General features: G+C 46.6%; 20 protein-coding genes. 15 read left to right on the top strand and 5 right to left on the bottom strand.

What is annotated here, in order from left to right; genetic code table 11:
- Positions 1 to 358: 358 nt before the first annotated feature.
- The 4 genes from JGK39_RS21335 to JGK39_RS33690 all read left to right on the top strand — a co-directional run bounded on the left by JGK39_RS21335 (position 359) and on the right by JGK39_RS33690 (position 3,577).
- Positions 359 to 1,141 (top strand): DsbA family protein, encoded by a 783-nt coding sequence (locus JGK39_RS21335; protein WP_293252262.1) that lies wholly within the window; start codon positions 359 to 361, stop codon positions 1,139 to 1,141.
- Between the two features lie 507 nt (positions 1,142 to 1,648).
- Entirely contained in the window at positions 1,649 to 1,993 is a 345-nt protein-coding gene (locus JGK39_RS33700; RefSeq protein WP_366048930.1) for a VIT domain-containing protein, read from the top strand.
- Between the two features lie 117 nt (positions 1,994 to 2,110).
- Entirely contained in the window at positions 2,111 to 2,557 is a 447-nt protein-coding gene (locus JGK39_RS33695) for a hypothetical protein (RefSeq protein ID WP_366048929.1), read from the top strand.
- A gap of 90 nt (positions 2,558 to 2,647) precedes the next feature.
- Complete coding sequence (locus JGK39_RS33690) at positions 2,648 to 3,577, top strand: after-VIT domain-containing protein (RefSeq protein ID WP_366048928.1); 930 nt, start codon at positions 2,648 to 2,650, stop codon at positions 3,575 to 3,577.
- 262 nt (positions 3,578 to 3,839) lie between these two features.
- Here the strand turns inward: JGK39_RS33690 and rpe are convergent, their stop codons facing one another.
- Positions 3,840 to 4,541: a ribulose-phosphate 3-epimerase gene (gene rpe, locus JGK39_RS21325; protein ID WP_293252264.1), complete on the bottom strand. Its 702-nt coding sequence runs from the start codon at positions 4,539 to 4,541 to the stop codon at positions 3,840 to 3,842.
- 240 nt (positions 4,542 to 4,781) lie between these two features.
- Here rpe and JGK39_RS21320 point away from each other — a divergent pair, with 240 nt between their 5' ends.
- Complete coding sequence (locus tag JGK39_RS21320; protein WP_293252266.1) at positions 4,782 to 5,156, top strand: hypothetical protein; 375 nt, start codon at positions 4,782 to 4,784, stop codon at positions 5,154 to 5,156.
- Positions 5,157 to 5,260: 104 nt separating this feature from the next.
- Entirely contained in the window at positions 5,261 to 6,667 is a 1,407-nt protein-coding gene (locus JGK39_RS21315; RefSeq protein ID WP_293297276.1) for an LCP family protein, read from the top strand.
- A 352-nt stretch (positions 6,668 to 7,019) separates the two neighbouring features.
- Here JGK39_RS21315 and JGK39_RS33685 read toward each other — a convergent pair whose 3' ends face one another.
- The 4 genes from JGK39_RS33685 to JGK39_RS21295 all read right to left on the bottom strand — a co-directional run bounded on the left by JGK39_RS33685 (position 7,020) and on the right by JGK39_RS21295 (position 14,665).
- Entirely contained in the window at positions 7,020 to 9,266 is a 2,247-nt protein-coding gene (locus tag JGK39_RS33685; RefSeq protein ID WP_366048927.1) for an adenylate/guanylate cyclase domain-containing protein, read from the bottom strand.
- A gap of 118 nt (positions 9,267 to 9,384) precedes the next feature.
- The gene (locus JGK39_RS21305; RefSeq protein ID WP_293297273.1) at positions 9,385 to 10,188 is read right to left on the bottom strand and encodes an alpha/beta hydrolase; all 804 of its coding nucleotides are present in this window, start codon (positions 10,186 to 10,188) and stop codon (positions 9,385 to 9,387) included.
- 521 nt (positions 10,189 to 10,709) lie between these two features.
- Positions 10,710 to 13,403 (bottom strand): ABC transporter substrate-binding protein, encoded by a 2,694-nt coding sequence (locus JGK39_RS21300; RefSeq protein WP_293297270.1) that lies wholly within the window; start codon positions 13,401 to 13,403, stop codon positions 10,710 to 10,712.
- A 362-nt stretch (positions 13,404 to 13,765) separates the two neighbouring features.
- Positions 13,766 to 14,665: an alpha/beta fold hydrolase gene (locus tag JGK39_RS21295; RefSeq protein ID WP_293252274.1), complete on the bottom strand. Its 900-nt coding sequence runs from the start codon at positions 14,663 to 14,665 to the stop codon at positions 13,766 to 13,768.
- A gap of 229 nt (positions 14,666 to 14,894) precedes the next feature.
- Here JGK39_RS21295 and speB point away from each other — a divergent pair, with 229 nt between their 5' ends.
- From speB to JGK39_RS21250, 9 genes are all read left to right on the top strand, one after another.
- Positions 14,895 to 15,824 carry an agmatinase gene (gene speB, locus JGK39_RS21290; protein WP_293252276.1) on the top strand — a complete coding sequence of 310 codons (930 nt, stop codon included), beginning with the start codon at positions 14,895 to 14,897 and terminating at the stop codon, positions 15,822 to 15,824.
- A gap of 154 nt (positions 15,825 to 15,978) precedes the next feature.
- Entirely contained in the window at positions 15,979 to 16,515 is a 537-nt protein-coding gene (locus JGK39_RS21285) for a thioredoxin family protein (protein ID WP_293252278.1), read from the top strand.
- A 148-nt stretch (positions 16,516 to 16,663) separates the two neighbouring features.
- Positions 16,664 to 17,464: a molybdate ABC transporter substrate-binding protein gene (gene modA, locus JGK39_RS21280; protein WP_293252280.1), complete on the top strand. Its 801-nt coding sequence runs from the start codon at positions 16,664 to 16,666 to the stop codon at positions 17,462 to 17,464.
- Between the two features lie 274 nt (positions 17,465 to 17,738).
- A complete protein-coding gene (modB, locus tag JGK39_RS21275) occupies positions 17,739 to 19,652 on the top strand; it encodes a molybdate ABC transporter permease subunit (protein WP_293297267.1) in 1,914 nt (637 codons plus the stop codon).
- 195 nt (positions 19,653 to 19,847) lie between these two features.
- Entirely contained in the window at positions 19,848 to 20,246 is a 399-nt protein-coding gene (gene msrB, locus JGK39_RS21270) for a peptide-methionine (R)-S-oxide reductase MsrB (protein ID WP_293252284.1), read from the top strand.
- Positions 20,247 to 20,493: 247 nt separating this feature from the next.
- Positions 20,494 to 21,222: a UMP kinase gene (gene pyrH, locus JGK39_RS21265; protein WP_293207541.1), complete on the top strand. Its 729-nt coding sequence runs from the start codon at positions 20,494 to 20,496 to the stop codon at positions 21,220 to 21,222.
- The gene (gene frr / locus JGK39_RS21260) at positions 21,209 to 21,757 is read left to right on the top strand and encodes a ribosome recycling factor (RefSeq protein WP_293175508.1); all 549 of its coding nucleotides are present in this window, start codon (positions 21,209 to 21,211) and stop codon (positions 21,755 to 21,757) included. The genes pyrH and frr overlap by 14 nt, the downstream gene beginning before the upstream one ends.
- Positions 21,758 to 22,350: 593 nt before the next feature.
- Entirely contained in the window at positions 22,351 to 22,821 is a 471-nt protein-coding gene (locus JGK39_RS21255) for an NADAR family protein (RefSeq protein WP_293252286.1), read from the top strand.
- Positions 22,822 to 23,300: 479 nt separating this feature from the next.
- The gene (locus JGK39_RS21250) at positions 23,301 to 26,303 is read left to right on the top strand and encodes a GAF domain-containing protein (protein ID WP_293297262.1); all 3,003 of its coding nucleotides are present in this window, start codon (positions 23,301 to 23,303) and stop codon (positions 26,301 to 26,303) included.
- Positions 26,304 to 26,484 lie beyond the last annotated feature (181 nt).

Genomic DNA, 26,484 nt, shown 5'->3' with positions numbered 1-26,484 from the left:
ATTAGGGCAACTAATTTCTAATGTCATATCACGCTATGGGAAACACTTCTCTAATTATAGCTTACTCCGATCCTTTCCTTCAGGGCACTACCAAATTTTTATGAGGACTGAAGTCCTCACTACAAACTCCTTGATACAATATCATACTAAATTTCGAGAGTTTAAATATTAATTATTTCCCTGGTTGCTGTTCGGGTGAGTAAAACCTACTGCCAATTACGTACTCCGAATTTGCGATCGCCAATTACTAATTATTGCTCAGATTTAAAAATAGCTGCACAGCACTAAACTGCCCTACACCTGACACTCCGCAAAATTAAATGTAGGATTAAGTGTTGCCGTGAATCAGAAAAAAAAGATGAACGTATCCACTATTTGGCGAAAACTCCGCAGCCAGCAAGCCTTCTGCTTGGCTGCACTGCTTGCGGGCTGCCTGGTATTTATCGGTTGTTCCCCCGCCCAGTCAGCGGCTGGCAATTCAGTCGATCCCAAGTTTAAAGAGCAAGTCTTGCAGGTGATCCGCGAAAACCCGCAAGCAATTTTAGATTCGGTACAAGCGTACCAGCAGCAGCAGCAGGATTCTCTCAAAGCTGCGCGCCAAACATTTTTTCAGGAGATGAAAACAAATCCCAAATCGGCGATCGGGGATTCTCCTAGCACGGGCTCGGCTTCGCAGCAGATTGTACTTTTAGAATTCTCTGATTTTCAATGTCCGTTTTGCGCGCGCGCTCACGATACCGTCAAGCAGTTTATGGCAAAACACCAGGACAAAGTTACTTTAGCTTACAAGCATTTTCCCTTGACTTCCATTCACCCGCAAGCGCTGCCAGCAGCTAAAGCAGCTTGGGCTGCACAACAGCAGGGCAAATTCTGGGAATATTACAGCGCTTTGTTTGAAGGGCAAAAACAGTTAGGCGAGGAATTTTACGGGGCGATCGCCCAAAAGCTCAATCTCAAATTAGATAAATTCAACAGCGATCGCAACAGCCCCGCCGCCGAAGCAGCCATTCAGAAAGACGTGCAACTCGCCCAACAACTGGGCATTGAAGGCACTCCATTTTTTATTTTGAACGGCAAAACTTTCTCCGGTGCGATCGAGCTTTCTGAGATGGAAAAGATTCTCGCGAGTGTCTCCAAATAGTTGATATAATTTCCGGTTTCATCGGAATTAATATTACCGGAAATGAGGAGACTGCACGTGCCCATAGGTGTCAACTTAAGGTTAAAGGTAGTCAGAGATTGCAGTTTGGCGACTCAAACTAGATCCCCCCTAGCCCCCCTTCTTAAGGGGGGGGCCGGAAGCACTCTTAAAGTCCCCCGACAATCAGGGGGATGCGAGGGGGATCTGAGTTCGGCTACAAACGAGATTTTTCAAAGGTTTTAGTCTTAAGTTGACACCAATGGCACGTGCCGTATCCCTACAATTAATCTCAGTAGGGACTTAGGCTCAGCCGTCTCCTCGCTTATCATGTCGCTCGTGCAACCGGAGTTGGCATAAATGCTGCGATTGAATTTGGCAAATGGGAATTGGACGATCGCACCAGCCAGCAGTAATACTACGGTTTGACTAGCGGCTTAAGTCGATCGCCACTGAGTCTTACTGTTTGTATGATATTATAATACATATCAGTGATGGAGGAATAAGCTCATGACACCCGTGACATCTCCAACCGATCGCACCAGTGGATTATACGTGCGTTCCCCCGAAGAAGAACAACTCGTTTTTCCCCTGAAACATACAGAAGTCCGAGCCAAAATAGCCGGAAATCTATCGCGAGTTGAAGTCTCGCAAAAATTTGAAAATCCTTTCACCAAGCCGCTAGAAGCCGTCTACATTTTTCCGCTACCAGCCGAAGCAGCGGTAGATGAGATGGAAATTAAAATTGGCGATCGCACAATTAAAGGCACTATCAAAAAACGCGAAGAAGCCCAACAAATTTACGAACAAGCCAAACAAGAAGGGCGGACAGCCGGTTTGCTGGAACAAGAGTGAGATAATATTTTCACCCAATCCCTCGCCAACATCAAACCGGGAGAAGAAATCGAGGTCACGATTCGCTATACTGACAGCTTGAAATTTCTCGCTGGGGATTATGAATTTGTGTTTCCGATGGTAGTTGGGCCACGATATATTCCCGGTACGCCGCTGGATGAAACGACAGCCATCGGTAGCGCCCCAGCCCCAATGACAGTTAATTCCGATACTGATATTGTCCCCGATGCGTCGCGGCTGAATGCCCCGATTTTGTCGCCGGGAATGCGATCGGGACAGGATATCGGGGTGACGCTGGAAATTGCAGCAGGCGTACCGATTCGTAATGTCAATTCCCCATCCCACCAACTGCAAATTGAATATTTCGACTCTCCCCAAACTGCCGCAGCCAGCGAGCAAACAAATGGTTCGATGGTGCGCGTTCAGTTGGGAAATTTAGATACAATTCCCAACAAAGATTTGATTGTTCGCTATCAAGTTGCTGGTCGAGAAACTCAATCGACGGTATTAACTCAAGCGGACGATCGCGGCGGAAATTTTGCAGTTTATATCAGGTCCGGTTGATTACCATCACAAAAACGGTTTGATCGCATTGCCGAAATTGGGCGGGGTTTCTCCCGGATTGTCACGCACGACGAACCCGTTAACGAATTTGTGGAAAAGTTATTCCGACAAATCAACAATCCCGTGTTGGTAAATCTAGCAATTAATTGGCAGGGAGAGGGCGAAAGTCCGGTGATTTATCCTTCAATTGCACCTGATTTATTTGCCGAACAACCCCTCGTTCTATTTGGAAAAAAGGAGGATTTGGAGGACGGAACACTTCATATTAAAGGAGTTAGTGCAGGCGGAAACCAGTACATCCAAACCTACGAAATGAACTTTTCCGAAACAGGAAATCCGGCAGTGGCCCAACTTTGGGGGCGGCACCGCATCAAAGATTTGATGAATCAGATGGTGCAGTACGAAACCAAAGTGGGGGTGGAAACGGTGACAGAAACGGCGCTAACGTATCAGCTTTTGTCGCAGTACACGGCTTTCGTGGCCGTCAGCGATGACGTGCGCGTCGAACCGGGAACGGAATCTATCTCGATGAATGTGCCTGTAGAAATGCCGGAAGCGGTGGAATATCTGGGCGTATTGGGCGGCACAGGCTATGTAGAAGATAATGGCTGCACAGACTGGATGGAACAAGAACAAGAACGCGGCATCTCCCTGCCCGCGAGGGCTCCTTTTGCGGAGTTTCCTATACTGTACCCAGGGACGAAGCATTACTGTGCAAGCGTAGAACCAGCGATCGTACAACAAGTAGAAGTCGTCAGCGCCCAAGGGTTAGATCGCAGGGCAATGGCTAGTTTAAACGAATACTTGGAAACCCGGATTGTCCCGCCCGGTACAAATGGCGAATTGGTTTTGGAGCTTGTCTTCGCTAAAGTTCGCCTCGCGCGCATAGTCGTAGATACCGATGCTTCGACTTTGGCAGATGTGGAGTTGCTGAAAACGATTAAAAAATGGCTCTTTAGCTGGCGCATTCCTCACCCAATTGGGAATACAGTCCGCCTGACGTTGCGGGTTAGATCTTGATACTTTTAGGACTTATAATGTCCGGTCAATAGTTTGATATCACGTGCGATCGATTACCATAACAAAAACGGTTCGTAGTGCGGACTTCAGTCCGCTCTTATCCTGCGGACTGAAGTCCGCACTACGAACTTTACTGGTTTTTGATACCAATAGACCTCTAGACCTCTCTAATAATTATCGCTTCACAAGCATCCTGCGCCTGTGAAGCGATAATTTTGGGCAAAGTCTATTACTAATTCCTCGGAGGCGATCGCACTTTCAACTAAACAGCAGCCAACTCTGGAGTCGGGCGCTTGCTGTGGCGGATACCCTCGATCGCACCTGCGTAATCATTCGCCTTAAACACAGCAGAACCAGCGACGATCGCATTTGCGCCCGCTTCCAGAACCTGCCAAGTATTGTTTCCCTTCAAACCGCCATCCACTTCAATCCAAGGATCGAGACCTCTCTCGTCGCACATTTGGCGCAGCTTGCGAATTTTCGGTACCATAGTCGGGATAAAACTTTGACCGCCAAAGCCTGGGTTGACGCTCATAATCAGCACCAAATCGCAAAGTTCCAGCACGTGCTCGATCAACTCCAGCGGCGTCGAAGGATTCAGCACCACACCAGCCATTTTGCCCAATTCCCGAATTTGACCCAGGGTGCGGTGCAAGTGAGGCGAAGCATTGTGTTCGGCGTGCACCGAAATAATGTCAGCACCAGCCTTAGCGAAGTCCTCCACGTACTTCTCCGGCTCCACAATCATCAGGTGGACATCCAGGGGCTTGGTAGTAACCGGGCGAATTGCTTCGACAATCAGCGGCCCGATCGTAATATTAGGTACAAAGCGACCGTCCATCACATCTACGTGAATCCAGTCGGCGCCGGCGCGATCGACAGCCTGAATCTCTTCTCCGAGACGGCTAAAATCGGCTGATAATATTGATGGAGAAATAACGATCGATTTTTGGGATTTGGTCATGGCTAGGTCTGTGTCTCCTGTCTCCTGTGCTGTATCCAGTTTATCAAAATACGGCTCTCCGGGTCGAAAAATTGTCAATAATAGGTAAGGGCAGGTTTAGCGGCAAAATTTTGCCTCTAACAGACAATTTTTGTGCAACACCTGCCGGCGCTGCGAGTTTTGGTTTACGATATAAATTTTCCGTCTAACAAATAACTTGCGTGCAAAACTATACCTTCTGCAAATTTTCAGTAGCGAATTATGAAAAATAAAGATCCCTTAGACAATCCCGAACTCGATCGGGCAAGTCTGTTTGTACTAATGATCCCAGTCATCGGCTTTTTCCCCGCCCTGTGGAATCTTTACCGCCGTCAGGGCAGTCCCGAACGCAAAGCCGTCAGCCGATTGGCAATTGCCCTTGCATTTAGCTGGCTCTTAGGACATATTCTTTTAGAAGCGGTCGCGATTTCTGCGGAATCTGGGACACTTACCATGTTATTAATGAGTAGCCTGCTGACAACCAGCTATTTTATCGTTGCTCTGGGACTGATGGTTCGCCTCTGGAAGCGTCAACCGCTATGGTTGCCCGGAATTAGCCGCGTAGCCGAGCAAGTGGTGGGCAAACATTTATCATAATTTAGGGTTCTCTTAAGCCCCTACCCTATTGATTGAGTGCGTCTTCAGCTTGATACTACATATTGCCATTATCTTTTTTATTTTTGTTGTGTGTGAGGAAGCCAGTGCCAGCTCAAAAAACTCCTAATCAAGACCCTATCAAACAATCAACCGCTCAACCTTCAACCAAAAAATCGCACCAACCGCATCGAGGTCGTTGGCTGGGTTTTGGTTTTGGTTTGGCTGGAGTAGCCATGCTCTCAGCCACAGCCGGAGCGCTGCTAGCCGTCTCCCTTTCCACAACGCCGCTTCAGCAACAAAAGTTGACTCCTGAAGAAGCGGCGGTGTTTTCTCAAGGCGACATGGCAAAGCTCAGCATGAAGATGCCGGAGCTGACTCGCCCAGTTAATATTTTAGTTTTAGGACTTAAGGTTCTGAGTTCAGACCTCGACGGCCATCCCGATAAAGACAAGGGATACGATGTCTGGCAAAACTCTTTTAAGGGGTTAACCGATACTATGCTGTTGGTGAGGTTTGACCCTCAAAATAAAAAAATAAGCGTGCTTTCCATTCCGCGAGACACCCGCACCTATGTTGAAGGTAGGGGTGTCGTGAAAATCAACGAAGCTAATTACTACGGCGGCCCGGCTTCTTCAGCGAAGTCAGTGAGCGGACTGCTGGGCGGCGTGGGCATTGACCGCTATGTCACAGTCAATATTCAAGGTATCAAAAGTTTGGTAGATGCCCTGGGCGGGATTACGATTAATGTCCCTAAAGACATGAAGTATACCGATGAAAGTCAGCATTTATATATAGATTTAAAGGCTGGCAAACAACGTCTGAATGGCGAACAAATCGTACACTATTTGCTTTACCGACATGACGATTTAGGGGATATCGGGCGGGTACAGCGCCAGCAATTGTTGATGCGGGCTTTTGTGGAAGAGCAAGTTAATGTTGGTTTGCTCTCTCGGTTGCCGAAGATTTTATCGGTGATTCAGTCTCACCTTGATACTAATTTGAGTATAGAAGAATTGGTGGCTTTGGCTGGTTTTGCTACTCAAACCGATCGCGCTGGAGTGCAGATGTTGATGGTTCCGGGCAAATTCAGCGATCCTAAGGACTACAAGGCAAGTTTTTGGTTGCCAGACCAAAATGGCATCGAAACTCTGGTGGCAAAGCATTTTGACTTCGGTCAAAATACTTGGACAATCGAGAATGCTGATTCGACTTTTCTGAAGGTGGCGATTCAAGACAGTACGGGCGATCGATCGGCTGTTGAAGATTTTGTCAGGACTTTAACTCGGGCAGGCTATCGGAATGTGCAAGTTTCTAAAGCTTGGTCTGAACCGCTAGATGTAACGACGATTGTAGCTCAAGACGGGGATATTAAAGGTGCCCAAGCGATTCGCCAGTCTTTGGGTTTTGGAGAGGTGCTGGTTGAGAGTACCGGTGCTTTGCAGTCGGATGTGACCATCAGATTGGGTAAGGATTGGTTGAGTAAAAAAACTCAGTCGGGCGGAGGGCTTTAAGTCTTTTTAAGCTGGGTTTTAAATTCGGTATTTGTAGGGACACAGCACGGCGCTGTGTCCTCTTTTTTTCTGTTAGGAATGAGAATTAAATAACTTACAATTTTAATTATTGTGGGATGGGCGGGAGAGCCGGTCCAGAAAGGACGGGCTCTCCCGCCCATCCCACAAATATGTGTAAATTATTTACAGGAGCGATCCTTAGGCTAAAATAAACTGTTTATCCTAAAAATTATCAATTCTAAGTTAACTCGAACGCTTAGCAAAAGTGCCTATTCCTTCGCCGATTAAAGAAGCTGAACTTGCACACAAATCCGCCGATGAGTGGTTGAAACAACCGGGATTAGAGAGCGTCTTATTTTTTAAGAGGTTTGGCCAGCAAATAAGTCCTCATTTCTCCCTTACCTTTGATTGAAATTACTCCTCTATCCTCAAAAACATATTTATCGCACAACAGTTTGCGAGTTGCTTCTGTGACGTGAATGCAGCCCGGAAGGCCGTGAGATTCCATCCGCGAAGCTGTATTCACCGCGTCGCCCCACAAATCGTAAATAAACTTTTTAGTGCCAATTACGCCAGCTACTACAGCCCCGGTATTGATGCCGATGCGGATGCTTAAAGAGTGACCGTGGGCGATGTTAAATAAACCGATCGCCTCTTGCATACCGATCGCCATTTCGGCAACAGCCTCGGCGCCATCGCTGCGGGGGCTCGGAATGCCGCCAGCTACCATATAAGCGTCGCCAATTGTCTTGATTTTTTCCAAATGGTACAAATCGGTCAGGCGATCGAATTCGCTGAAAATTTCGTTGAGCAAGTACACCAATTCTTGAGGACTGATTTGCGACGAAAGCTGAGTAAAGCCCACGATGTCGGCAAACAAAATTGTCACCTCGGCGAATGCTTCAGCAATATTTCTTTCTCTTTGTTTCAAACGTTTAGCAATTGATTGCGGTAAAATATTTAAGAGCAATTTTTCGGACTTTTCCTGTTCCGCCCGGATGGCAGCCTCGACTTGCTTGCGATCGCTAATGTCCCGGACAAAGGCGCAGTGGTACTCGCAGCCGTTGAATTCTAAATAATTGACTTTTACCTCCACTGGGAAAAGTTTGCTGTGTTTGGTACAATGCTGAGATTCCACGGTAAGAGAGCCGCATTTCTTGACAGTTTGCCAGTGCAGCGGCCAGACTTCGGCGGTAAAATGGCGCTCGATTTGGCTGACATTCATTGACAGCAACTCGCTGCGGGAATAGCCGAGGGAAAAACAAGCTGCATCGTTGACATACAATATTTGAGCGTCCGCTCCGATCCAAAAAATAGCATCGCCGGCTCGATCGACCGAAAACTGAGTCAGTTGCAGAGCTTTGTTAGCAATTTCCAGTTGTGCGGTACGATCGACCAGTGCTAAACGGTTTAAATATCGATCGGTAATATCGTCTAGCAGCCACAGGCGGCCCGGTACGTCGCGCACCAGGGTAGGAGTGCTCGACAGATTCAAGACTTGGCGATCGGGCTCTGAAAAAACCCACTCCCAATCGCGAATCTTAGCCTCTGCTTTGCTAAAAAAATCTCCTGCTTTGGCTGCGATTTCCTGCGGATTTTGGGCCCTCGATCGCAGTTTTGCCATCGCATCAGCAATCGCTGTCGCTTCTTGAGGGCCTTCTGTCAAACAGAGCTGTTGAGCCGCCACACTATTGATCCAACCTTGTTCGCCGCTGGCGTCCACAAATACCACGCCCTGCGGTATTGTCTGCAAGATTGAACTGTAGCGAGTTTGCAGCTTTTCTAGGCGAAAAGTGGCGTAGTGAAACCTGAGTATCGTACTCAATCCTCCCAGCACTGACTCGGTGAAGTTTTGAAAATAGTCGGAAACCCGATGGCGCTGATACCACAGCAGGACGATCGCCCCTGGTTTGGGCCCCCGAACCACTTCGTCTCCCGCAGGTGCAGACAGCGGTAGCACTGCGACGGATTTTGCTTTTTTGGCGACTAAGGTACGGTTAGCGCCGGGAGTTGCGGGGTAGTCCCAATAGTAGATGCAGCGGTTGTTGGCTAGGGCTTCAGCAAAGATTTTGGGACTGGTGAATGGACTCGGTAAAGCTGTGGCGGGCACGCAGGCGATCGCCTCAGCAGTTACGTCATCGAGTTGGCGCAGGGCGATCGCCGCATCTGCCACAGCATACTCCCGCAACATTGTCAAGCTTTTAGCAATAACTGTGTCAGCGCTTTCTGTATCGCCGGTACGGGTGAGGGCGGCGAGTACGTTTTGCGAAGCCAATTGCCACTCAACTCGCAGCAGAAACCTGCGCGCCACAATCCCGAAAGCCACAGCGATAGCGAGTGTCATCCAGGAGTCGAGCAGCAAGTCACCGGCGGCGGGAAACAAAACTGCAAAACCCGTCAGGAGTCCCAGCATTCCCAGCAATGGGCCAGAGCGCGGCAGCAGCACGCACAGCAGAAATACGATCGTTTCGTCGATCGAACAACTTACGGCTGTTTGTTGCCAACTGTCGATCGCGATGAAGAAAACAAACAGCCACACCAAAGGCAGCCTGTACGTCGGCAAACTGTCGGGATGGCGCAGCGCTGAAGATTGAAACATTAAAAATAAACTGTTTTTTGGCAGTTTTAGGCTTAATTTAGGAATTTTATTGAAAGGGTTAAAGCATTTTTCCCGCCAGTCCATTTGTTATTTTTGAGTTATGATTTTTGATTGATTTTTAGCGCGAGGAAAGATAGGAGGCGATCGCCTGCGTTATTTTCTCTGGTGCGCTGATGTGGGGAAAATGGCCCCGCGCATCTATTTCTATCAGTTGACTTTTGGGTATTTTTTGAGACATATACCGGCCTACTTCCACAGGTACGGCGGGGTCATGCTGAGCCTGGAGAATCAGTGTCGGTACTTTTAGCTGCGGTAATTCCTGTCGGTAATCCGACTCGAAAATCACTTTACTCACAGCTTGGGCAATATCTGGGCGAATAGCAATCAGAGTCTTGGCAAGCTCGGCCGCCAATTCCGGCCGCTCTGGGTTGCCCATCATTAACGGCGCAAAACCGCTAGCCCATGCGTAGTAGTTAGACGACATTGCCGCGTACAATTTATCGAGGTCTGACCGATCGAAACCACCTACGTATCCCGTGTCATTTAAATAACGTGGAGATGCACCCACAAATACGAGCTTGTTAAATAGTTTTGGCTCGGCTAGCGCTGCTAGTAAGCCAATCATACCGCTAACCGAGTGACTGATGAAAGTACCGTGTGTCAATTTTAACTCGCTGCACAGATCTAGCAAATCTTCTGCATAGCTGTGAAGGGTGCTGTAGCGGTGCGGGCTGTAAGCAGCAAAATCCGAATCGCCGGCCCCAACGTGGTCAAAAAGTACAATGCGGTAGTTGGGCCCGAAGGTGGCTACTTGATGCCGCCAAGCGGTTTGATCTGTCCCGAAGCCTTGAGCAAAAATCAGGGTTTGAGAGCCTTTTCCAACGATGTTGACATTGTGGCGCCGAGCGATCGAACTATTCATTTTTTTAATTTAATTAAATTTAATAACTATATTATGATATATATTACGAGGCTAATCTGTGATGCGTCTCACGAGATTTGTAAGCATATTATGTCTGCTAAATTCCTCACAGTAAAATTGGTTTGTAGTGTGGACTTTAGTCCGCAGAAAAATCCTAGGATTAAAGTCCTTACTACGAACCAAAAAATCAGCGAGATTTATAAGCATATTATGTCTGCTAAATTCCTCACAGTAAAATTGGTTTGTAGTGTGGACTTTAGTCCGCAGAAAAATCCTAGGACTAAAGTCCTTACAGTAAAATTGGTTTGTAGTGTGGACTTTAGTCCGCAGAAAAATCCTAGGACTAAAGTCCTTACTACGAACCGAAAAATCCTAGGACTAAAGTCCTTACTACAAACCCAAAAAATCCTAGGACTAAAGTCCTTACTACGAACTGAAACATCCTAGGACTAAAGTCCTTACTACGAACCAATCTGATAGTGGTGGTTCGAGTTCGAGGCGAGAGAATATCAATCTAAAATCTAAAATCGATTTACTGGCGCAAAATCGTAACCTGCACCGGATTTAGAATCGGGTACAATTTGCAAAAGAACTACATTGCTATTGCGATCGCCGCTCGACAAAAATCTAATTTCCCCAGTCGCACCGCTAACTTTGAAATCCTCAGCAGCTAAGGCTTTAGCCAGCATCACTCGCCCCGCTAGACCGCTATTCGGATCAATTTTTCCGATCGACCTTCCCATCCGCAAAACCTGCACCGCATCGTAACTCATCGCCGTCCGCCAGTTAACATCAATTCCCCACAAATCTCTAGCTAAGAGTGCAAAATTTTTATTTTTACTATCAGCAAAATGCCAAGGAACCGAAATGATTGCCCCGTTCAAAGCTGCTCCACCTTGTTTTAATAAATCCGTATTGTAGAGAGCATCACCGCCAATCATTGGCAATTTTTTTTGATTGTTTCTAGCAATTTCTAAGGATGAATTTACAGTGTCTGAATCTGGCAATAATACCAAAACATCTGCTTCAATTCCATCCCTATGTGCCGTAGAATTTTCCTCGGATAAATCTACTTCCTTAATAACTTGACCGCCTTCCAAAATCAAAGTAGTAGAAAAAGCTGTTTGCAGCGACTTACTATAAGAACTTTTGGAATTGTAAAAAACCGCAGCCTTGCTTTTTTTCATGTTAGTTAACATATAGCGAGCTAAAGCGGTACCTGTAAATTGGTCGCTCGGTATCGTCCGAAAGAAATAGTTCACGCCGTCGGGGCGCCTCGGAACCGTTGCTAATTCAATGGTGGTGCTCGTAGGTGCGATCGCCACCATTTGATTTTGACTGTAAATTGGAGCAACTGCGATCGAAGTTTTGCTGGTACCGTGACCGACAACTGCTAAAATACTGCTATCTGCAATCAGACTCTGTGCAATAGCCTTCGCCCGATTTTCATCGTTACCGTCATCAGCAATTACTACTTTTAAAGGCACTCCCGCCTTAATTGCTTCGTCTTGAGCTTGGGCTATCCCGCGCAATATTTCCGCCGCCGCGCTGAGATTGTCGCCAATCGGAACTACTGCGGCAATTTTAATTGCTTCTGCACTCCCGAGTCGAGCGTTATTGAGATAAATTAAAGTTTCTGCGTCTGTGCGATCGACCCCTAAAGCCGCTTCTAGCTGATTTACCGCCGTTTTGAAGTCACCGGTGGCGATCGCGCGAACTCCTGCTTGCTTGTCAGGATTTGCCGTGCTAGCGAACAAAATACGATCGCCCGCACTGATGTAACTGCTCGCATCTACAGGCGAGGAAGTCTGGGCATTTTCCCGCGCCACCCCCGGCACAGGCGGCACTTGAGAATCGCTAGGATTCAGGCTCCTCTCAGCTAAGTGTACAACATCTTTGAGAATACTTATCAACTCTTTTTTGAATACAAAAGCAGCAGCACCTAAAGCAATTAAAAATATCAAAAATACATAAATAATCCAGCTTTTTGTGCTGCTTTTTTGAGAATTAGCTTGCTCGTGACTGCTCGCCAAAGTAGCCACTGTTGGTTCCTCCAAAGCAGCCAACATTTCCTTAGCGGTAGCGAAGCGACTTCGCGGGTGAAACCTAATCGCTTTATCCAGAACCGCCGCAAATCTCACACTCACCTTTGATGAATGATTCTGCCAAAGCATCTCCCGAGTTTGGGAGTCAGTTTCTAAATCCTGGGGCCACTTTCCAGTTAGTAAATAAATTGCCGTCAATCCCAAACTGTATAAATCGCTCGAATATTCGGGTCTGCCAGCGGCTTGTTCCGGAGCCATAAATTGGGGCGTTCCAATGGAGATTGTTACATCATTTAACCCACCAGTCATCCCTTGATTAATTGTTTCCTTAACTACGCCGAAATCTATCAAAACTGGTTCGTCGTCAGACTTGCGTAATATAATATTTTGGGGTTTAATATCTCGGTGGATAATCTGTTTTTCGTGTATATAATCCAAAACTATTAGCAGACTTGTCAGGATTTTTTTAACTTCCTCCTCGTTCATTCTTCCAACAACTTTGACTCGGTTGTTAAGCGTTTCCCCGTCTATCCATTCGAGCGCCAAGAAAAATAAACCGTTTTCCTCAAAGTGCCCGTAAAGTTTGGGAATTTGAGAATGCCCTTCGCCCAACTTTTCCAAAACAGCAGCTTCTTGAGAGAAACGCTCTCGAACACTTTGATCGATATCAGGATTATTTGTCTGCGGTTTTAGCTGCTTAATGACGCAACATCGGTGCGAAGGCATTTGCGTGTCTTCGGCGAGCAATGTTAAGCCAAAACCTCCTTCTCCCAGCTTTTCAATTACCCGATACCGATTGTTTAAAAGTTGTTCGGATTCTGGGTTGGGTTCCGGAGGCTGCAAAATTTCGCCGTTGATTTCCACGGGATTTTCTACTGCGAGAATGCCATATTTGCCGCTTCCGTTTGGTTCGGTATGAATGAGCATGGATGTGTCGCCGCTGTCTTTTAACTTTCTCTTGAGTTCAAAAATGCGATCGACTATTATTTGCTCTTCGTCACCTGTTGGGGGACGCTTGTACAGCACATTAAAAATCGCTGCCGGTGCGACATATTTGCCGTAGTGTTTGCTCAACAGCAGCAGCACGATATATTCTTCTTTGTTTAGGTTTATGCACTCTGAACCCAGCTTGACGGCGCGGGTTTTAGTGTCGATGCTCAAGTTGTCCATACCGACCAAAATTATTGTTCACAGAAAATCCCGAAAATTCGCATAAATATGATGTCCGTTAAAATAACTATTGTCAGGTTCGATCCTTCGGACTTCAGTTTTCTCTGGTTTGATGAGAACTTGCATTCCGAAGGATGGAACCAATATTATTGCGGTTGTGCGATCGGACATTATACAATTAGGAAGAAAGCCGCGGTTATAAGTTTTAATTGCCAAGTTTTAATTGCACAGTTGTGAATTTGGAACTTTTTAACTTAAAACCTAAAACTCATAACTCAATTTTTTTATTAAGCTTAGCTTTTGGCGGTGCTAGTTGCCAAGATTACAGGGGCTGATTTTCTGCAAATGCCGTGCGATCGCAGCTATGCCGTAGGGAATCGCTCTTTGATCCATTCGAGTAAAATAGGATTGACCAATTCCGGCGCTTCGTCTTGGGGACAGTGGCCCACCCCTTCGAGCGCAATAAACTTTTCTACAGCCGGAAAGTTGCCTAATTCTCGCCCCAGTGCGATCGGCTCCCAAGGGTCATTTGCGCCCCACACAATCAAAGCAGGACAGTTCAAACGCGGCAACAACTCCTCCGGTAACGGCCCTTGAGAATAGCTGATAAATGCCACAAATACATCCACTGCGCCGCTGTCTCGCGCTGGTTTTAACAAGATTTCTACAAGTTCGTCGGTGACAGCTTCGGGACGGTGATAGGCTTGCAAAAGCACTTTTTTGACTGTATTCGGCGTTGCTAATTGTTTGAAAAATAATTGACTAATCCACTTGACATTTAAAATTTTTTGTGCAATTGGCGCTCCAAAACTGCGATACCAAGGCATTTCGGCGCGTTTGCGATCGTGCAGCAAGCGCAGGGAACAATTGAGTAAAATTAGACCAGAAGCAATGTCGGGAAAATCCACGGCGGCTTGCATAATTGCTACGCAGCCGATCGAATTTCCCACCAAAAAAGCAGGCCCGCCCGCAACTTCCCGACAAAAATCAGCGATTAACTCTCCCCAAGTTTCAAAAGTATAGTCAATTTCCAGTTTCGGCGTAGGTTTCGCAGAACCGCCAAAACCGATAAGATCGATCGCAAAACAGCGACAATCAGCAGCCAACGCCGGTAAATTCTTGCGCCAGTGGCCCCAAGACGCGCCGAAACCATGGACAAACACCACCGCAGGGCCCTGGGAACCAGCAGCCTGGTAACAAATCGGAAAACCTTTCCACATCCAGGTTTGAGGCCGGGCAGCAGTTAACGTAGAAGAAGTCATATAGGTAAAAAAGTGAAAATTTAAGGGTGCAAAGGACTAAAGTCCTTACTACCAACCGTATCGCAATTCGAGGCAACCACGGAAATATACGCAAACCTTCCTTCCCTCCTCCCTCTGCGCCCTCTGCGCCCTCTGCGGTTAAATCCTCTTTCTCCTTCCTTTGCAGTTAGAGCCGCTATTATGCCACCATTAAAGATGCTGCATTTTTTGCCTTATTGAAACTGCCCCTATGCCAACGATCATCTCAACTTCTGTCGTACCCTTTCTCGGTTCCGAAATTGTACCCGACTACCAAACAGCCAAAGTAGTTATTTTACCAATTCCCTACGAAGCAACCACCACCTACCGCCGAGGCTGCGAAAACGGGCCGGCTAAACTGCTAGAAGCTTCTCACCAGCTCGAATGCTACGACGAAGAACTCGATCGCGAAGTTTGCTACGATGTTGGCATTTATACCGCATTGCCGATCGCCGATACCCGCAACCAGCAACAAGTTTCATCCTTAGAAATGTTGCAAGTTACGCAAAAAACCGTACAGCAGCTAATTGCTGAAAATAAATTTGTAATCTCCCTCGGAGGCGAACACAGCATCACCGCAGGTGTTGTCGAAGGTTATCGCCAAGGCTACCCCGACGAACCTTTCACCGTCGTGCAAATCGACGCCCACGGGGACTTGCGCCACGAATACGAAGGCTCGATCCACAACCACGCCTGCGTGATGCGCCGGGTTGTCGATATGGGCTTACCGACACTGCAAATCGGGATTCGCGCCATCTGCAAAGAAGAAGCCGACTTGATTAAAGCCAAACAGCTAAACGTGATTCGAGCTCGGGAAATCGCCACTCAACCGGATTGGGCCGATCGCGCCATTGCTAGCATAACAACCAAACGAGTATTTTTGACGATCGACCTAGACGGCATCGATCCGACATTAATCCCAGGAGTTGGCACACCGGAACCAGGTGGGTTAAATTGGTATTCGCTCACCGGATTTTTGCGCCGCGTCTTCGAGTCCTACGAAGTAATCGGCTGTGACATTATGGAATTAGCACCTGTGGTAGATTCTGTAGTTTCTGAATTTACCGCCGCCAAATTAACATACAAAATGATTGGATATCAAGCTCTGGCAAAAGGTTGGCTAAAACAAGACGACGAATAAATCGTTTGGTTGCGAATTAAAATAGGTTGTTAGCAAGGTGAGAATTAAGCGACTGCCAAAAAACACCCTATTTTATTCGCGGCGCTCCTGTCATATGCGATGGTGTAAATACAGGTCTTCACCTGCTGCAAACATAAATTTACTAAAGGAAACAATGGGTACTCCGATTAACGGCTACGCTCCCGATTTTGAACTGCCGGGAGTTGACGAAGAAGTTCACCATTTAGCTCGATATTTAGAAAAGTATCGCGCGATCGGGGTAGTATTTATCTGCAATCATTGCCCTTACGTGCAGTTGTATCTCGCTCGCCTCAAAGAACTTCAAGCAGATTTTATAGATCGAAATGTTACGTTAATCGGGATTAATGCTAATGATGCAAACCAGCATCCCGACGACAGTTTTGACAACATGAAAACTTTTGCAGCCAACAATCAACTCAACTTCCCGTACATCCGAGATATGGCTCAAGATGTGGCTGAAAGTTTTGGGGCTTCCAAAACGCCGGAGGTTTTTTTGTTAGACCGAGATGGCAGATTGCGCTATAAAGGTTTAATTGACGACAACGCCGACAATCCAGAAGCGGTGCAATTTTCTTATTTGCGAAGTGCGATCGACCAATTGCTAAATGACCAATCGATAGAACCTTCTAGTACAGAGGCGATCGGTTGTTCTGTCAAATGGCGGGAATAGTCATTAGTCATTAGTCATTGGTCATTAGTCATTAGTCATTAGACGACGATCGTCCCAGACAAACAGACTCTACTTGTAGGGTGCGCGCTGTGCACCTTACTACTACCGAGAGTGTCAAACGCCCTGTGGGAAATCAGAACATAACCCTGTGGAAAGAAAACGCATCTTTAACTTGATTATAGTAGCCGTTTTAGCGCTGCTACTACTAATTAGTTGGAACTTATTTCAGAGTGTTTCTCCAGCCACAGCGCAGCAGCGCCCATCTTTAACCGTATCCGCTGCAATCAGTCTCGCGCCCGCCTTAACAGAAATCAAGACAGTTTATCAAAGCAGCAATCCCAAGGTGAATATCACTTATAATTTTGGTGCTTCCGGCGCTTTAGCGCAGCAAATTCAGCAAGGAGCTCCAGTAGATGTGTTTTTCAGCGCTGCTGGGAAACAAATGGATGCTTTGCAACAAGCTAATTTGCTCCTCAACCAGACACGACGGAACCTCCTGACAAACCGCCTGGTATTGATTGCACCCAAAAATAGCGCTGTTGTGAGGGATTTTAAACAGTTGACGGATGCTAAAATCAAGAAAATTGCGATCGGCGAACCCAACAGCGTACCCGTCGGACAATACGCCCAAGAAATGTTAACTAAACTGGGATTGTGGCAGCAAATTAAGCCAAAATTAGTGTTCGGAAATAACGTCCGCCAAGTCCTGACATTTGTCGAAAGCGGAAACGTTGATGCTGGCATAGTTTACGTCACAGATGCCAAAACCTCCGACAAAGTAACTGTACAGCTAACGGCGGCCACAAATTTGCACTCGCCGATTGTTTATCCCCTAGCAGTTATCAGAAACAGCCGCAGCCTGGTGGCCGCAAAAAAGTTTATTGAGTTCTTGGCGGGCGATCGGGCTAAAATAGTATTTCAGAAATACGGATTCGGTTTATCTCGTTAATTAGAAACCCGGAGGGCGGGCACGGGGACACCGCCCCTACAGAAAATTTCCGATCTTTCTTTTCTTCCTTCGTGTCCTTCGCGCCTTCGCGGTTCGTCAAAAAAATCTCATTCAAAATCATATCATTTCCGGTAAAATAACGATTACAAGTTTGTAGTGAGGACTTCAGTCCGCATAAAATTATGAGGACTGAAGTCCTCACTACAAACCAATTTTAGTAGGCTTGTTTTAGCTAGAAATTTATAATTTAAGACTGCGATAGTTAATCCAAAATATGGAATTCGACTTATCTCCATTGTGGATATCCCTGAAATCATCAGCCATCGCCACATTCTTTACCTTCTTTCTCGGAATAGCCGCCGCCCGCTGGATGCTTTCAACCCGCATCCGAGGTAAAGCCTTGATAGAAGGCATTTTCATCTCTCCCTTAGTTTTGCCGCCCACAGTAGTCGGATTTTTGCTGCTGCTGTTGTTTGGGAGAAATGGTGCGATCGGTCAATTCTTGCTAAAATTCGACTTAACAATCATCTTCACTTGGCAAGCCGCCGTCATTACAGCCACCGTCGTATCATTTCCCCTGATGTACAAAACTGCTTTAGGGGCTTTTGAACAAATTGATGCCAACCTTCTCAATGCAGCCCGCACTTTAGGCGCTTCCGAATGGACAGTCTTTTGGCGGATTATGCTACCGCTAGCATGGCCGGGAATTTTAGCAGGAACTATTCTCGCATTTTGCCGCGCTTTGGGTGAATTTGGCGCGACTTTGATGTTAGCTGGGAATATTCCCGGACAAACTCAAACTATCCCGATGGCAATTTATTTTGCTGTGGAATCTGGGGATATAAGGCAAGCTGCTATTTGGGTTTTGATTGTGTTCAGTATTTCTTTGACGATGCTCGCTGGTGTTAATTATTGGACAAATTTACAAAAGATTTCGGCGAAACCAAATCTTAAATATGGCAATTCTAAATCAGTTCTAAATGTGGTTCAGGATTATAGTCGGGACGGGCAAGATGCCCATCCCACAAATTATTTAGAATTTCCAGATAAATTGCTATCTAATGTTGCAAATTTAGCTAACTATAGTGACAGCAAAAATCAAAAATATAATCAACCGGAAAACGGACTTTTTCTGAATATTTTTAAACCTCTTTCTGGCTTTGCCTTAAATGTCGGTTTCGATATCGGCCCGGAAGTGCTGGGAATTTTGGGTGCGTCGGGTTCTGGTAAGAGTATGACTCTGCGCTGCATCGCAGGTTTGGAAACTCCAACTAGCGGTAAGATTGCAGTCAACGGTAAGGTTTTATTTGACTCGGCACAGGGCATTAACGTACCTTCTAAAGACCGCCGCATCGGTTTTTTGTTTCAAAACTATGCTTTGTTTCCGCACTTGACTGTGGCTGAAAATATTGCTTTTGGCTTGCAGCATTTATCGGCAAGCGAGCAACAACTTCGGGTAAAAGAACAATTGATTTCGGTGCAAATGTCGGGAATGGAAAGCCGCTATCCCCGCGAACTTTCGGGTGGCCAGCAGCAGCGGGTGGCTTTGGCGAGGGCGATCGCCAGTTGTCCAGAATTGCTGCTGTTAGATGAACCGTTTTCGGCTTTGGATACGCACTTGCGGAGTCAACTGGAAAGGGAGTTAATGCAGACTCTGACTAACTATCGGGGCATTACTTTGTTTGTCAGCCACAATTTAGAGGAGGTTTACCGGGTGTGCGAGAATCTGTTGGTTTTGGCTGATGGAAGTGCGATCGCCTTTGATACCAAACAGAACATTTTCGATCGCCCGCGCAACTTCACCGTCGCCCAGTTGACGGGCTGTAAGAACTTCTGTGCGGCTAAACCTGTTGCAGAAACTGTCATAGAGGCGATCGACTGGGGCTGCGATCTGACTGTCGTCGAACCAATTCCCAAATCTCTAGTTTCTGTGGGAATTCGGGCTCATCAAGTCAGTTTTGTTAGCGCGTGCGATCGCGAAAATACATTGGCTTGTTGGATCGCCTCAACCGTCGAAACTCCGCACCGCGTGACATTATATCTCAAGTTGCACTCGCCTCCCCGCGATTCCCAAGATTATCACCTGCAAGCTGAAGTTTTCAAGGAAAAGTGGCGGGCGATTAAGGACAATCCTTTTCCCTGGTATGTTCATTTCGAGCCAATTAGGTTAATATTAATGGAGGCATGAGTTAACAGCAAGATACAGTTATATTATGTCCAATAAATTGTCACTCAAAAAGGTTTGTAGTGAGGACTTCAGTCCTCTGAGGACTAAAGTCCTCACTACGAACCCTTTATGTGGAGGTAATATAAGGAGATAATATTAACCGTTAATTGTTGTTAAATACAAACAACTACTTTCATCTACTCCCAACATTAAACCATGACAGACAAAGTTAAGAAAACCGACGCCGAATGGCAGCAGCAACTTACGCCAGAACAGTTCAAAGTTACCAGAAAAAAAGGAACAGAAAGAGCTTTTAGTGGCGAATATCACGACAACAAAAAGCCCGGAATTTATAAGTGTATTTGCTGCGGTACGGAGCTATTTAAATCAGAAACAAAATACGATTCCGGTACCGGTTGGCCGAGTTTCTACGCTCCGATCAAAGAAGAAAATGTCAGGAATGAAGCGGATAACGCTTTGTTCATGCGCCGCACTGAGGTACTGTGCGCTGTTTGCGACGCTCATCTCGGCCACGTATTCAACGACGGGCCCAGGCCAACCGGTCAGCGTTACTGCATGAATTCTGCTGCTCTTGATTTCGTTCCCAAGGATTGAACTAAGAGTTAACAGTAGGACTTAGGAATGGGCTCCTAGAAACCGGGTTTTTTACGAAAATACTTGTTAAAGTCCGCAGATTCGGTAAAAAAACCCGGTTTCTGCCTAAGTCCAAAATCCAAAATCGTCCACAGTCCAAGGTGTTCTGGAACAAGCTCAAAAGCCTGTTCCAGGCAATTTATGTTCAAAATGCACCCGTGCTGCTATCTTATGGTGGAGGCAAACAGAGTAAAAAAATAGTGGCGGCATGGGGATGGTTTATCAGCGGGTTTTGCTGAAGCTCAGCGGTGAAGCGCTGATGGGCAGCTTGGGCTACGGTATAGATCCGGTAGTCGTTGGGTCGATCGCCCAGGAAGTCGCGAAAGTCGTGTCCGAAGGGATTCAAATCGCGATCGTTGTCGGCGGCGGCAACATTTTTCGTGGCGTGAAAGCAGCTTCCGCAGGGATGGATAGGGCAACAGCCGACTATGTGGGCATGATTGCTACGGTAATGAATGCTATCACTTTGCAGGATGCACTGGAACAAGCAGGTGTGCCAACCAGGGTACAATCGGCGATCGCCATGCAAGAAGTAGCTGAACCCTACATTCGACGGCGCGCCATTCGTCACCTAGAAAAAAAACGGGTAGTAATTTTTGGTGCCGGTTCTGGCAATCCTTTTTTTACTACTGATACTACAGCCGCATTGCGGGCGGCTGAAATTGATGCAGAGGTGATTTTTAAAGCGACTAAGGTAGATGGGGTCTACGATTCTGACCCCCACCTCAACCCAGACGCGCGCAGGTATCAAACCCTCACCTACGCCCACGTCTTGAACCAAGACTTGCGGGTGATGGACAGTACCGCGATCGCCCTGTGCAAAGAAAATAATATTCCTATTATGGTATTTGACCTCTCGGTCTCGGGCAACATCTACCGCGCCGTAATGGGAGAATCTATTGGAACTCTTGTCGGAGGATTTTGTGAAGTTAGCTGAAGCAGAAGATCATATGCAAAAGGCAGTTGAGGCTACTCAACGGTCTTTTAATACTATCAGGACGGGACGCGCCAACGCCTCCCTGCTCGATCGAGTCATGGTAGATTATTACGGAGCTCCAACTCCGATCAAATCCCTTGCCAATATCGGCACCCCGGATGCGACTACGATCAACATTCAACCGTTCGATCGCACAGCGCTTACCTCCATCGAAAAAGCAATTTCCCTGTCCGATGTAGGCCTCGTACCTAACAACGACGGTTCAGTTATTCGCTTGAACATTCCACCGCTGACAAGCGAAAGACGCCAAGAATTCGTCAAAATGGCCTCGAAGTTTGCCGAAGAAGGTAAAGTCGCAATTCGCAATATCCGCCGCGATGCCGTTGACTCGATTCGCAAGCAAGAAAAAAGCAGCGATATCTCTAAAGATGAATCGCGAGACTTGCAAGATAAAATTCAAAAGCTGACGGACAAGTACATTGCCAAAATAGAAGATGTTCTGGCATCGAAAGAGAAAGACATCACGACAGTTTAGAGGCTGAGCAATTGGGCATGGGGAAAATGCAGCAATTTGAGCAGGAAAGAAGGAAAAGGAAGTATTCTTAAATCCCAATTTCTGGCGATCGATTCCTCATTCCCAATTCTCGATCGTTAATTAAAATAGGAATTATATCGTTTCCGTGACCATAGCATCGGAATCATAATTTTTCCAGAAAATCCTTTACTTGCAACCGCGTCAGACGATAACAACGGGAGCATCTCAGGAGAGCATTTACAGTGCTGTCGGGATCTCAAAAAAGGTTCGTAGTGCGTCAGTAGAGTCCGCTCTTTAAAAAATGGTTATTGCCAAACTGAGATGCTCCCATAACAACTGAGTCCTTGGCTGATACTCCTAAGGCGCGCACTGCAAACCATACATCCGATAAGCTCTGTTGCGCCCGATCGATTGTCTGTGGCGATTCTACTCGTTACCAGGGCGAAAGTAACGCAGAACCCGAGGAAGAGCATCTATTTTCGCAATGGAGGCAGAGCCTCGCTTACATCGATTAAGAGGCCATAGCCTCTTAACCAGTTATTGAAACTGATGAACGGATTGCTATATCTAGATATCTCATATCTCAAATTATTATGATAATTTATTTTTATAAAGTAGAGGAGCCTTACGGCTGCTTTTCCAATTTTTCACTGCACGACATTTGCCTGTACGGTCAAGATTGGTTGACTGTGGAACATTACTATCAAGCCCAAAAATTTGTCGGTAGCGCTGATGAAAGATTAGTGGCGGCAATTCGATCCGTACCAACTCCTCAGGAAGCCGCCAAATTAGGTCGCGATCCAAACCACCGGATGCGCCCTGATTGGGAAGCAGTGAAAATTCCCATTATGCGCGAGGCAGTTTTAACTAAGTTTCTGACTCATTCAGACATTCAAGCTATTCTCCTCGCCACAGGGGATCGACTGATTGTGGAGGATTCGCCAACGGATTACTACTGGGGGTGCGGCTGCGAAGGAACGGGCCAAAATCATTTGGGTAAAATTCTGATGAGCGCGCGCAGCGAAATTTGTCAGCGCCGGGGGGCGGATCAAAACTCACCTTAACCATCATTATATAAAGTTATACAAAGTCATATCAAGTTATCCTAAGAATAAATAATTTTGATAATGAGAATTCAAGATTGCAAGAAATTGCTCGGAGGATTAAAATAATAGAACTATAGCAAAAATACAACGCACCCCACCCCAACCCTCTCCTTGCCAAGGGGAGGGAGCAAGATTATTCTTGTTTCCCCCCTGAATAAGGGGGGATTAAGGGGGGTGAATTTGACGGGAGCAAGAGATCTAATAATTATCATTTGGTTAAGTCGCTCTGTCTGTTGAAGGCAAGGAATACACCTCAACGATCGCCGATTTTTGTTCTTCAGGGTGCCACAGGCGATATACGGTCGTCACTAAGCAGTACGCCACCGATTAATAGTAAAGCTCGGTTTAGTCAAAAACTCAAGCTCATAAAGTTGAGTTCGATCGCGAAGGCAGATCAAAACTTCTTATTATCATTGTATAATTGCCCAAGGAGATTTATGCAAATCACAGAAAATACGCAAGAATTACATCATAAACTAGACAAAGAAGTTTTGGTAAGGCGAATCACAGAACGCATCCGCCAATCTCTAGAATTAGAAGATATTTTAACCAGTACAGTAGCAGAAGTGCGGTCTTTTCTGAAAACAGATCGCATCATGATTTACAGGTTTAGTGCCGACGGCAGCGGAGAAGTTGTTGCCGAATCAATTAATAACATACATCTCCCTTCCTTGAAAGGACTGCACTTTCCAGCAGACGATATTCCTCCCACCGCGCGGGAGATGTATGTCAGGATGCGCCAGCGGACAATAGTAGATGTTAACTCCGGGACGATCGTCCTCAACCCCCTCGATGCTGCAGATACCGGTCAACCTTTAGTAAATGAAGAGCTCCACTATCGATCGCTCGATCCTTGCCACGCAGCTTACTTGATGGCAATGGGAGTGAAATCTTCCTTAGTCGTGCCAATTTTGCACCGCAGGAGCGTGTCGCCTCACAGCAAAACAGAGATCTGCCAGGCCCCCGCCTGCGTGAGTAGATGCGAGCCTGCAAACGATCGCCAAACTCACATCGAACTGTGGGGACTGTTAGTGGCTCACCACTCCGCCCCCCGCAATATTTCATCCACAGATTTAGAAGTAGTTCAGCTCGTAGCAGATCAATTGTCGATCGCCATCGGCCACTCGCTCCTGCTCCAGCAAACCCGCTCCCAAGCAGCCCGGGAAGCCACCGTGAGCCGCATAGCAGCTTTGTTGTACGGTCAGAGCGACATTCAACTGCAACAGGCTTTAGAAGCGACTGTCACCGCTTTGGGGGGCAGCGGCAGCCGACTCTATCTCAACTCGCCAAAAACCAACAGCGAACAGTTATCGGTTCCCCAGATCGATCGAGCATTTCCCATTGCCGCTAGTGAGAGCGATGCTACCTTTGAACTGTTCGTCACAGGGGAACAACCGACACTTCCCAATTGGGAAACAGTCAGCGCGATCGAAGCTCATCCCCTCTGGCAACAATGGCTAACCACAGGATTGAAAAATACCCCCGATTTTCCCAAATTCCCAATTCCCAATTCCCAATTCTGGGCTTGGATAATTACAGACTTATACAAAGAATCTCTATTTAGAGTGTTAGTTCCAGCTTTCCAAGCAACTAAAATTCGGGGTTTGCTGGTAATTCCCCTCCACTACCAACAACAAGTAGTTGGCTGTTTGACCGTTTTTCGCAATGAAATTGATACCGAAAAAATGTGGGCGGGGCGCTTTGACAGCAGTGTGGCACAAATCCTTCCCAGACAATCCTTTGAAGTCTGGCGAGAAATCAAAAAAGGTCAGTCGCCCGAGTGGAAACGAGAGGAGATCGAGCAAGCTTTAGCGATCGGCAGCCAATTTTGTTCGGCAATTGGGCAGTACCTTCTTCATCAAGAAGTGCAAGCCCTGAATGCCAACTTAGAGCGCCAAGTTCAAGAACGTACCGCCCAATTGCAAAAATCCTTAGAGTTTGCCCAAGTATTGACGCGAGTGAGAGACCAAATTCGCAGCACCTTGGATTTAAAAACAATCCTGCAAACTATTGTGCGGGAAGTGAGAGTTTTGTTGGATACCGATCGCACGGTAATCTACCAATTTGGCGCAGGCGAACACGGCGAGGTAGTTGTCGAAGCTATTCGCGGCCAGTGGCAGTCAATTTTAGGTATCAAATCTCCACATGAATGCTTTCCCGAAGACTCAGACTGCTTTTATCGATCGGGACGGATGCGAGCAATTAATGATATTTATACTGAGGATTTAACGCCCTGTCACCGCGAATTTTTGGAAAAATTGCAGGTGAGGGCAAGTTTAATTGTGCCGATGATCGCCAAAGATGCCGAATGCTGGGGGTTGCTGATTGCCCACGAGTGTTCGGGGCCGAGGGTTTGGCCCACAGCAGAACAGGAATTGCTGCAAAATTTGGCCTCTCAAGCTGCGATCGCCATTCACCAAGCAGAACTTTATCAAGACAGTCTGAATGCAGCAGCAGCCGATCGAGCAAAAGCCGAACAGCTAGCCAAAACCGTCACAAAATTGCACAATACCCAAGCCCAACTAATCCAAACCGAGAAAATGTCCAGTCTCGGACAACTGGTTGCCGGCGTCGCCCACGAAATCAATAACCCCGTTAACTTTATCTACGGCAATCTCTCCCACGCCAGCGAATACACCAAAGATTTGCTCTGCTTGGTGGAACTCTACCGCCAGCACTACCCCAATCCCAACCCAGAAATTAGCGAGTGTTCCGAAGAAATCGACATCGAATTTCTTGCCGAAGATTTGCCAAAAATTTTGGGTTCCATGAAAATCGGAGTTGAGCGCATCCGCCAGTTAGTTGTATCTTTGCGTAATTTTTCCCGGCTCGATCAAGCTCAAAAGAAAGGCGTTGACATTCACGAGGGCATCGACAGTACCCTGTTGATTTTGCAGCACCGGATCAAAGCCCAGTCCGATCGCGCCACCGTAGAAATCATTAAAGAATACGGCAATTTGCCCTTAGTTGAATGCTATGCCAGCTCGCTAAATCAGGTATTTATGAATCTGATCGGCAATGCCATTGACGCCCTAGAAATGGTAGAAATAGAGCGAGTTGTGAATGTTAACTCCCTAGGGATAAGTGCAGCCGCGACCTATTTAAGCTCCCAAAAACTGGAGGTCGAGACAGTAGATATAAAGGTCAGCACCGAGCGTTTGATACCTAATTTACCATCCCCTTGCATTCGGATTCGCACCGAATTAATTGATGAAAAAACGGTAGGAATTTGCATTGCAGACAACGGTCACGGCATCCCCAAAGAGTTAATTGCTCACATATTTAATCCCTTTTTTACTACTAAACCCGTCGGTCGGGGGACGGGTTTAGGACTGTCTATCAGTTATCAAATTGTAGTTGAGAAACACCAAGGGGTACTCAAGTGTATTTCTGTACCCGGTCAGGGTACTGAATTCTGGATCGAGATTCCTCTGAATTAGCAAATTAACAGTTAACAGTTAACTTATACCAATTTTTTATGAAGCTGCTCCCGAATCTGATCCCCCCTAACCCCCCTTAATAAGCAGGGTGGATTAATTGTCGAGAGGTTAAATGAAGGCTATCAAGGCTATTGACCAACATTATGCAAGGCATTTAACAGGTTTATCTGAACTAGATAAA

The organism is Microcoleus sp. PH2017_12_PCY_D_A (genome assembly GCF_020738565.1).
Classification (GTDB): domain Bacteria; phylum Cyanobacteriota; class Cyanobacteriia; order Cyanobacteriales; family Microcoleaceae; genus Microcoleus.
This window is presented reverse-complemented; position numbering and strand designations above follow the sequence as displayed.

What these genes read in the sequence shown, in the direction of transcription:
- JGK39_RS21320 (WP_293252266.1), top strand. Translation starts at nt 4,782, where the DNA reads ATGAAAAATAAAGATCCCTTAGACAATCCCGAACTCGATCGGGCAAGT.
- JGK39_RS21300 (WP_293297270.1), bottom strand. Translation starts at nt 13,403, where the DNA reads ATGGACAACTTGAGCATCGACACTAAAACCCGCGCCGTCAAGCTGGGT.
- JGK39_RS21285 (WP_293252278.1), top strand. Translation starts at nt 15,979, where the DNA reads ATGGGTACTCCGATTAACGGCTACGCTCCCGATTTTGAACTGCCGGGA.
- JGK39_RS33685 (WP_366048927.1), bottom strand. Translation starts at nt 9,266, where the DNA reads ATGTTTCAATCTTCAGCGCTGCGCCATCCCGACAGTTTGCCGACGTAC.
- JGK39_RS21295 (WP_293252274.1), bottom strand. Translation starts at nt 14,665, where the DNA reads ATGACTTCTTCTACGTTAACTGCTGCCCGGCCTCAAACCTGGATGTGG.
- speB (WP_293252276.1), top strand. Translation starts at nt 14,895, where the DNA reads ATGCCAACGATCATCTCAACTTCTGTCGTACCCTTTCTCGGTTCCGAA.
- JGK39_RS21335 (WP_293252262.1), top strand. Translation starts at nt 359, where the DNA reads ATGAACGTATCCACTATTTGGCGAAAACTCCGCAGCCAGCAAGCCTTC.
- JGK39_RS33700 (WP_366048930.1), top strand. Translation starts at nt 1,649, where the DNA reads ATGACACCCGTGACATCTCCAACCGATCGCACCAGTGGATTATACGTG.
- pyrH (WP_293207541.1), top strand. Translation starts at nt 20,494, where the DNA reads ATGGGGATGGTTTATCAGCGGGTTTTGCTGAAGCTCAGCGGTGAAGCG.
- JGK39_RS33695 (WP_366048929.1), top strand. Translation starts at nt 2,111, where the DNA reads ATGGTAGTTGGGCCACGATATATTCCCGGTACGCCGCTGGATGAAACG.
- msrB (WP_293252284.1), top strand. Translation starts at nt 19,848, where the DNA reads ATGACAGACAAAGTTAAGAAAACCGACGCCGAATGGCAGCAGCAACTT.
- JGK39_RS21255 (WP_293252286.1), top strand. Translation starts at nt 22,351, where the DNA reads ATGATAATTTATTTTTATAAAGTAGAGGAGCCTTACGGCTGCTTTTCC.
- JGK39_RS21250 (WP_293297262.1), top strand. Translation starts at nt 23,301, where the DNA reads ATGCAAATCACAGAAAATACGCAAGAATTACATCATAAACTAGACAAA.
- rpe (WP_293252264.1), bottom strand. Translation starts at nt 4,541, where the DNA reads ATGACCAAATCCCAAAAATCGATCGTTATTTCTCCATCAATATTATCA.
- modB (WP_293297267.1), top strand. Translation starts at nt 17,739, where the DNA reads ATGGAATTCGACTTATCTCCATTGTGGATATCCCTGAAATCATCAGCC.
- JGK39_RS21305 (WP_293297273.1), bottom strand. Translation starts at nt 10,188, where the DNA reads ATGAATAGTTCGATCGCTCGGCGCCACAATGTCAACATCGTTGGAAAA.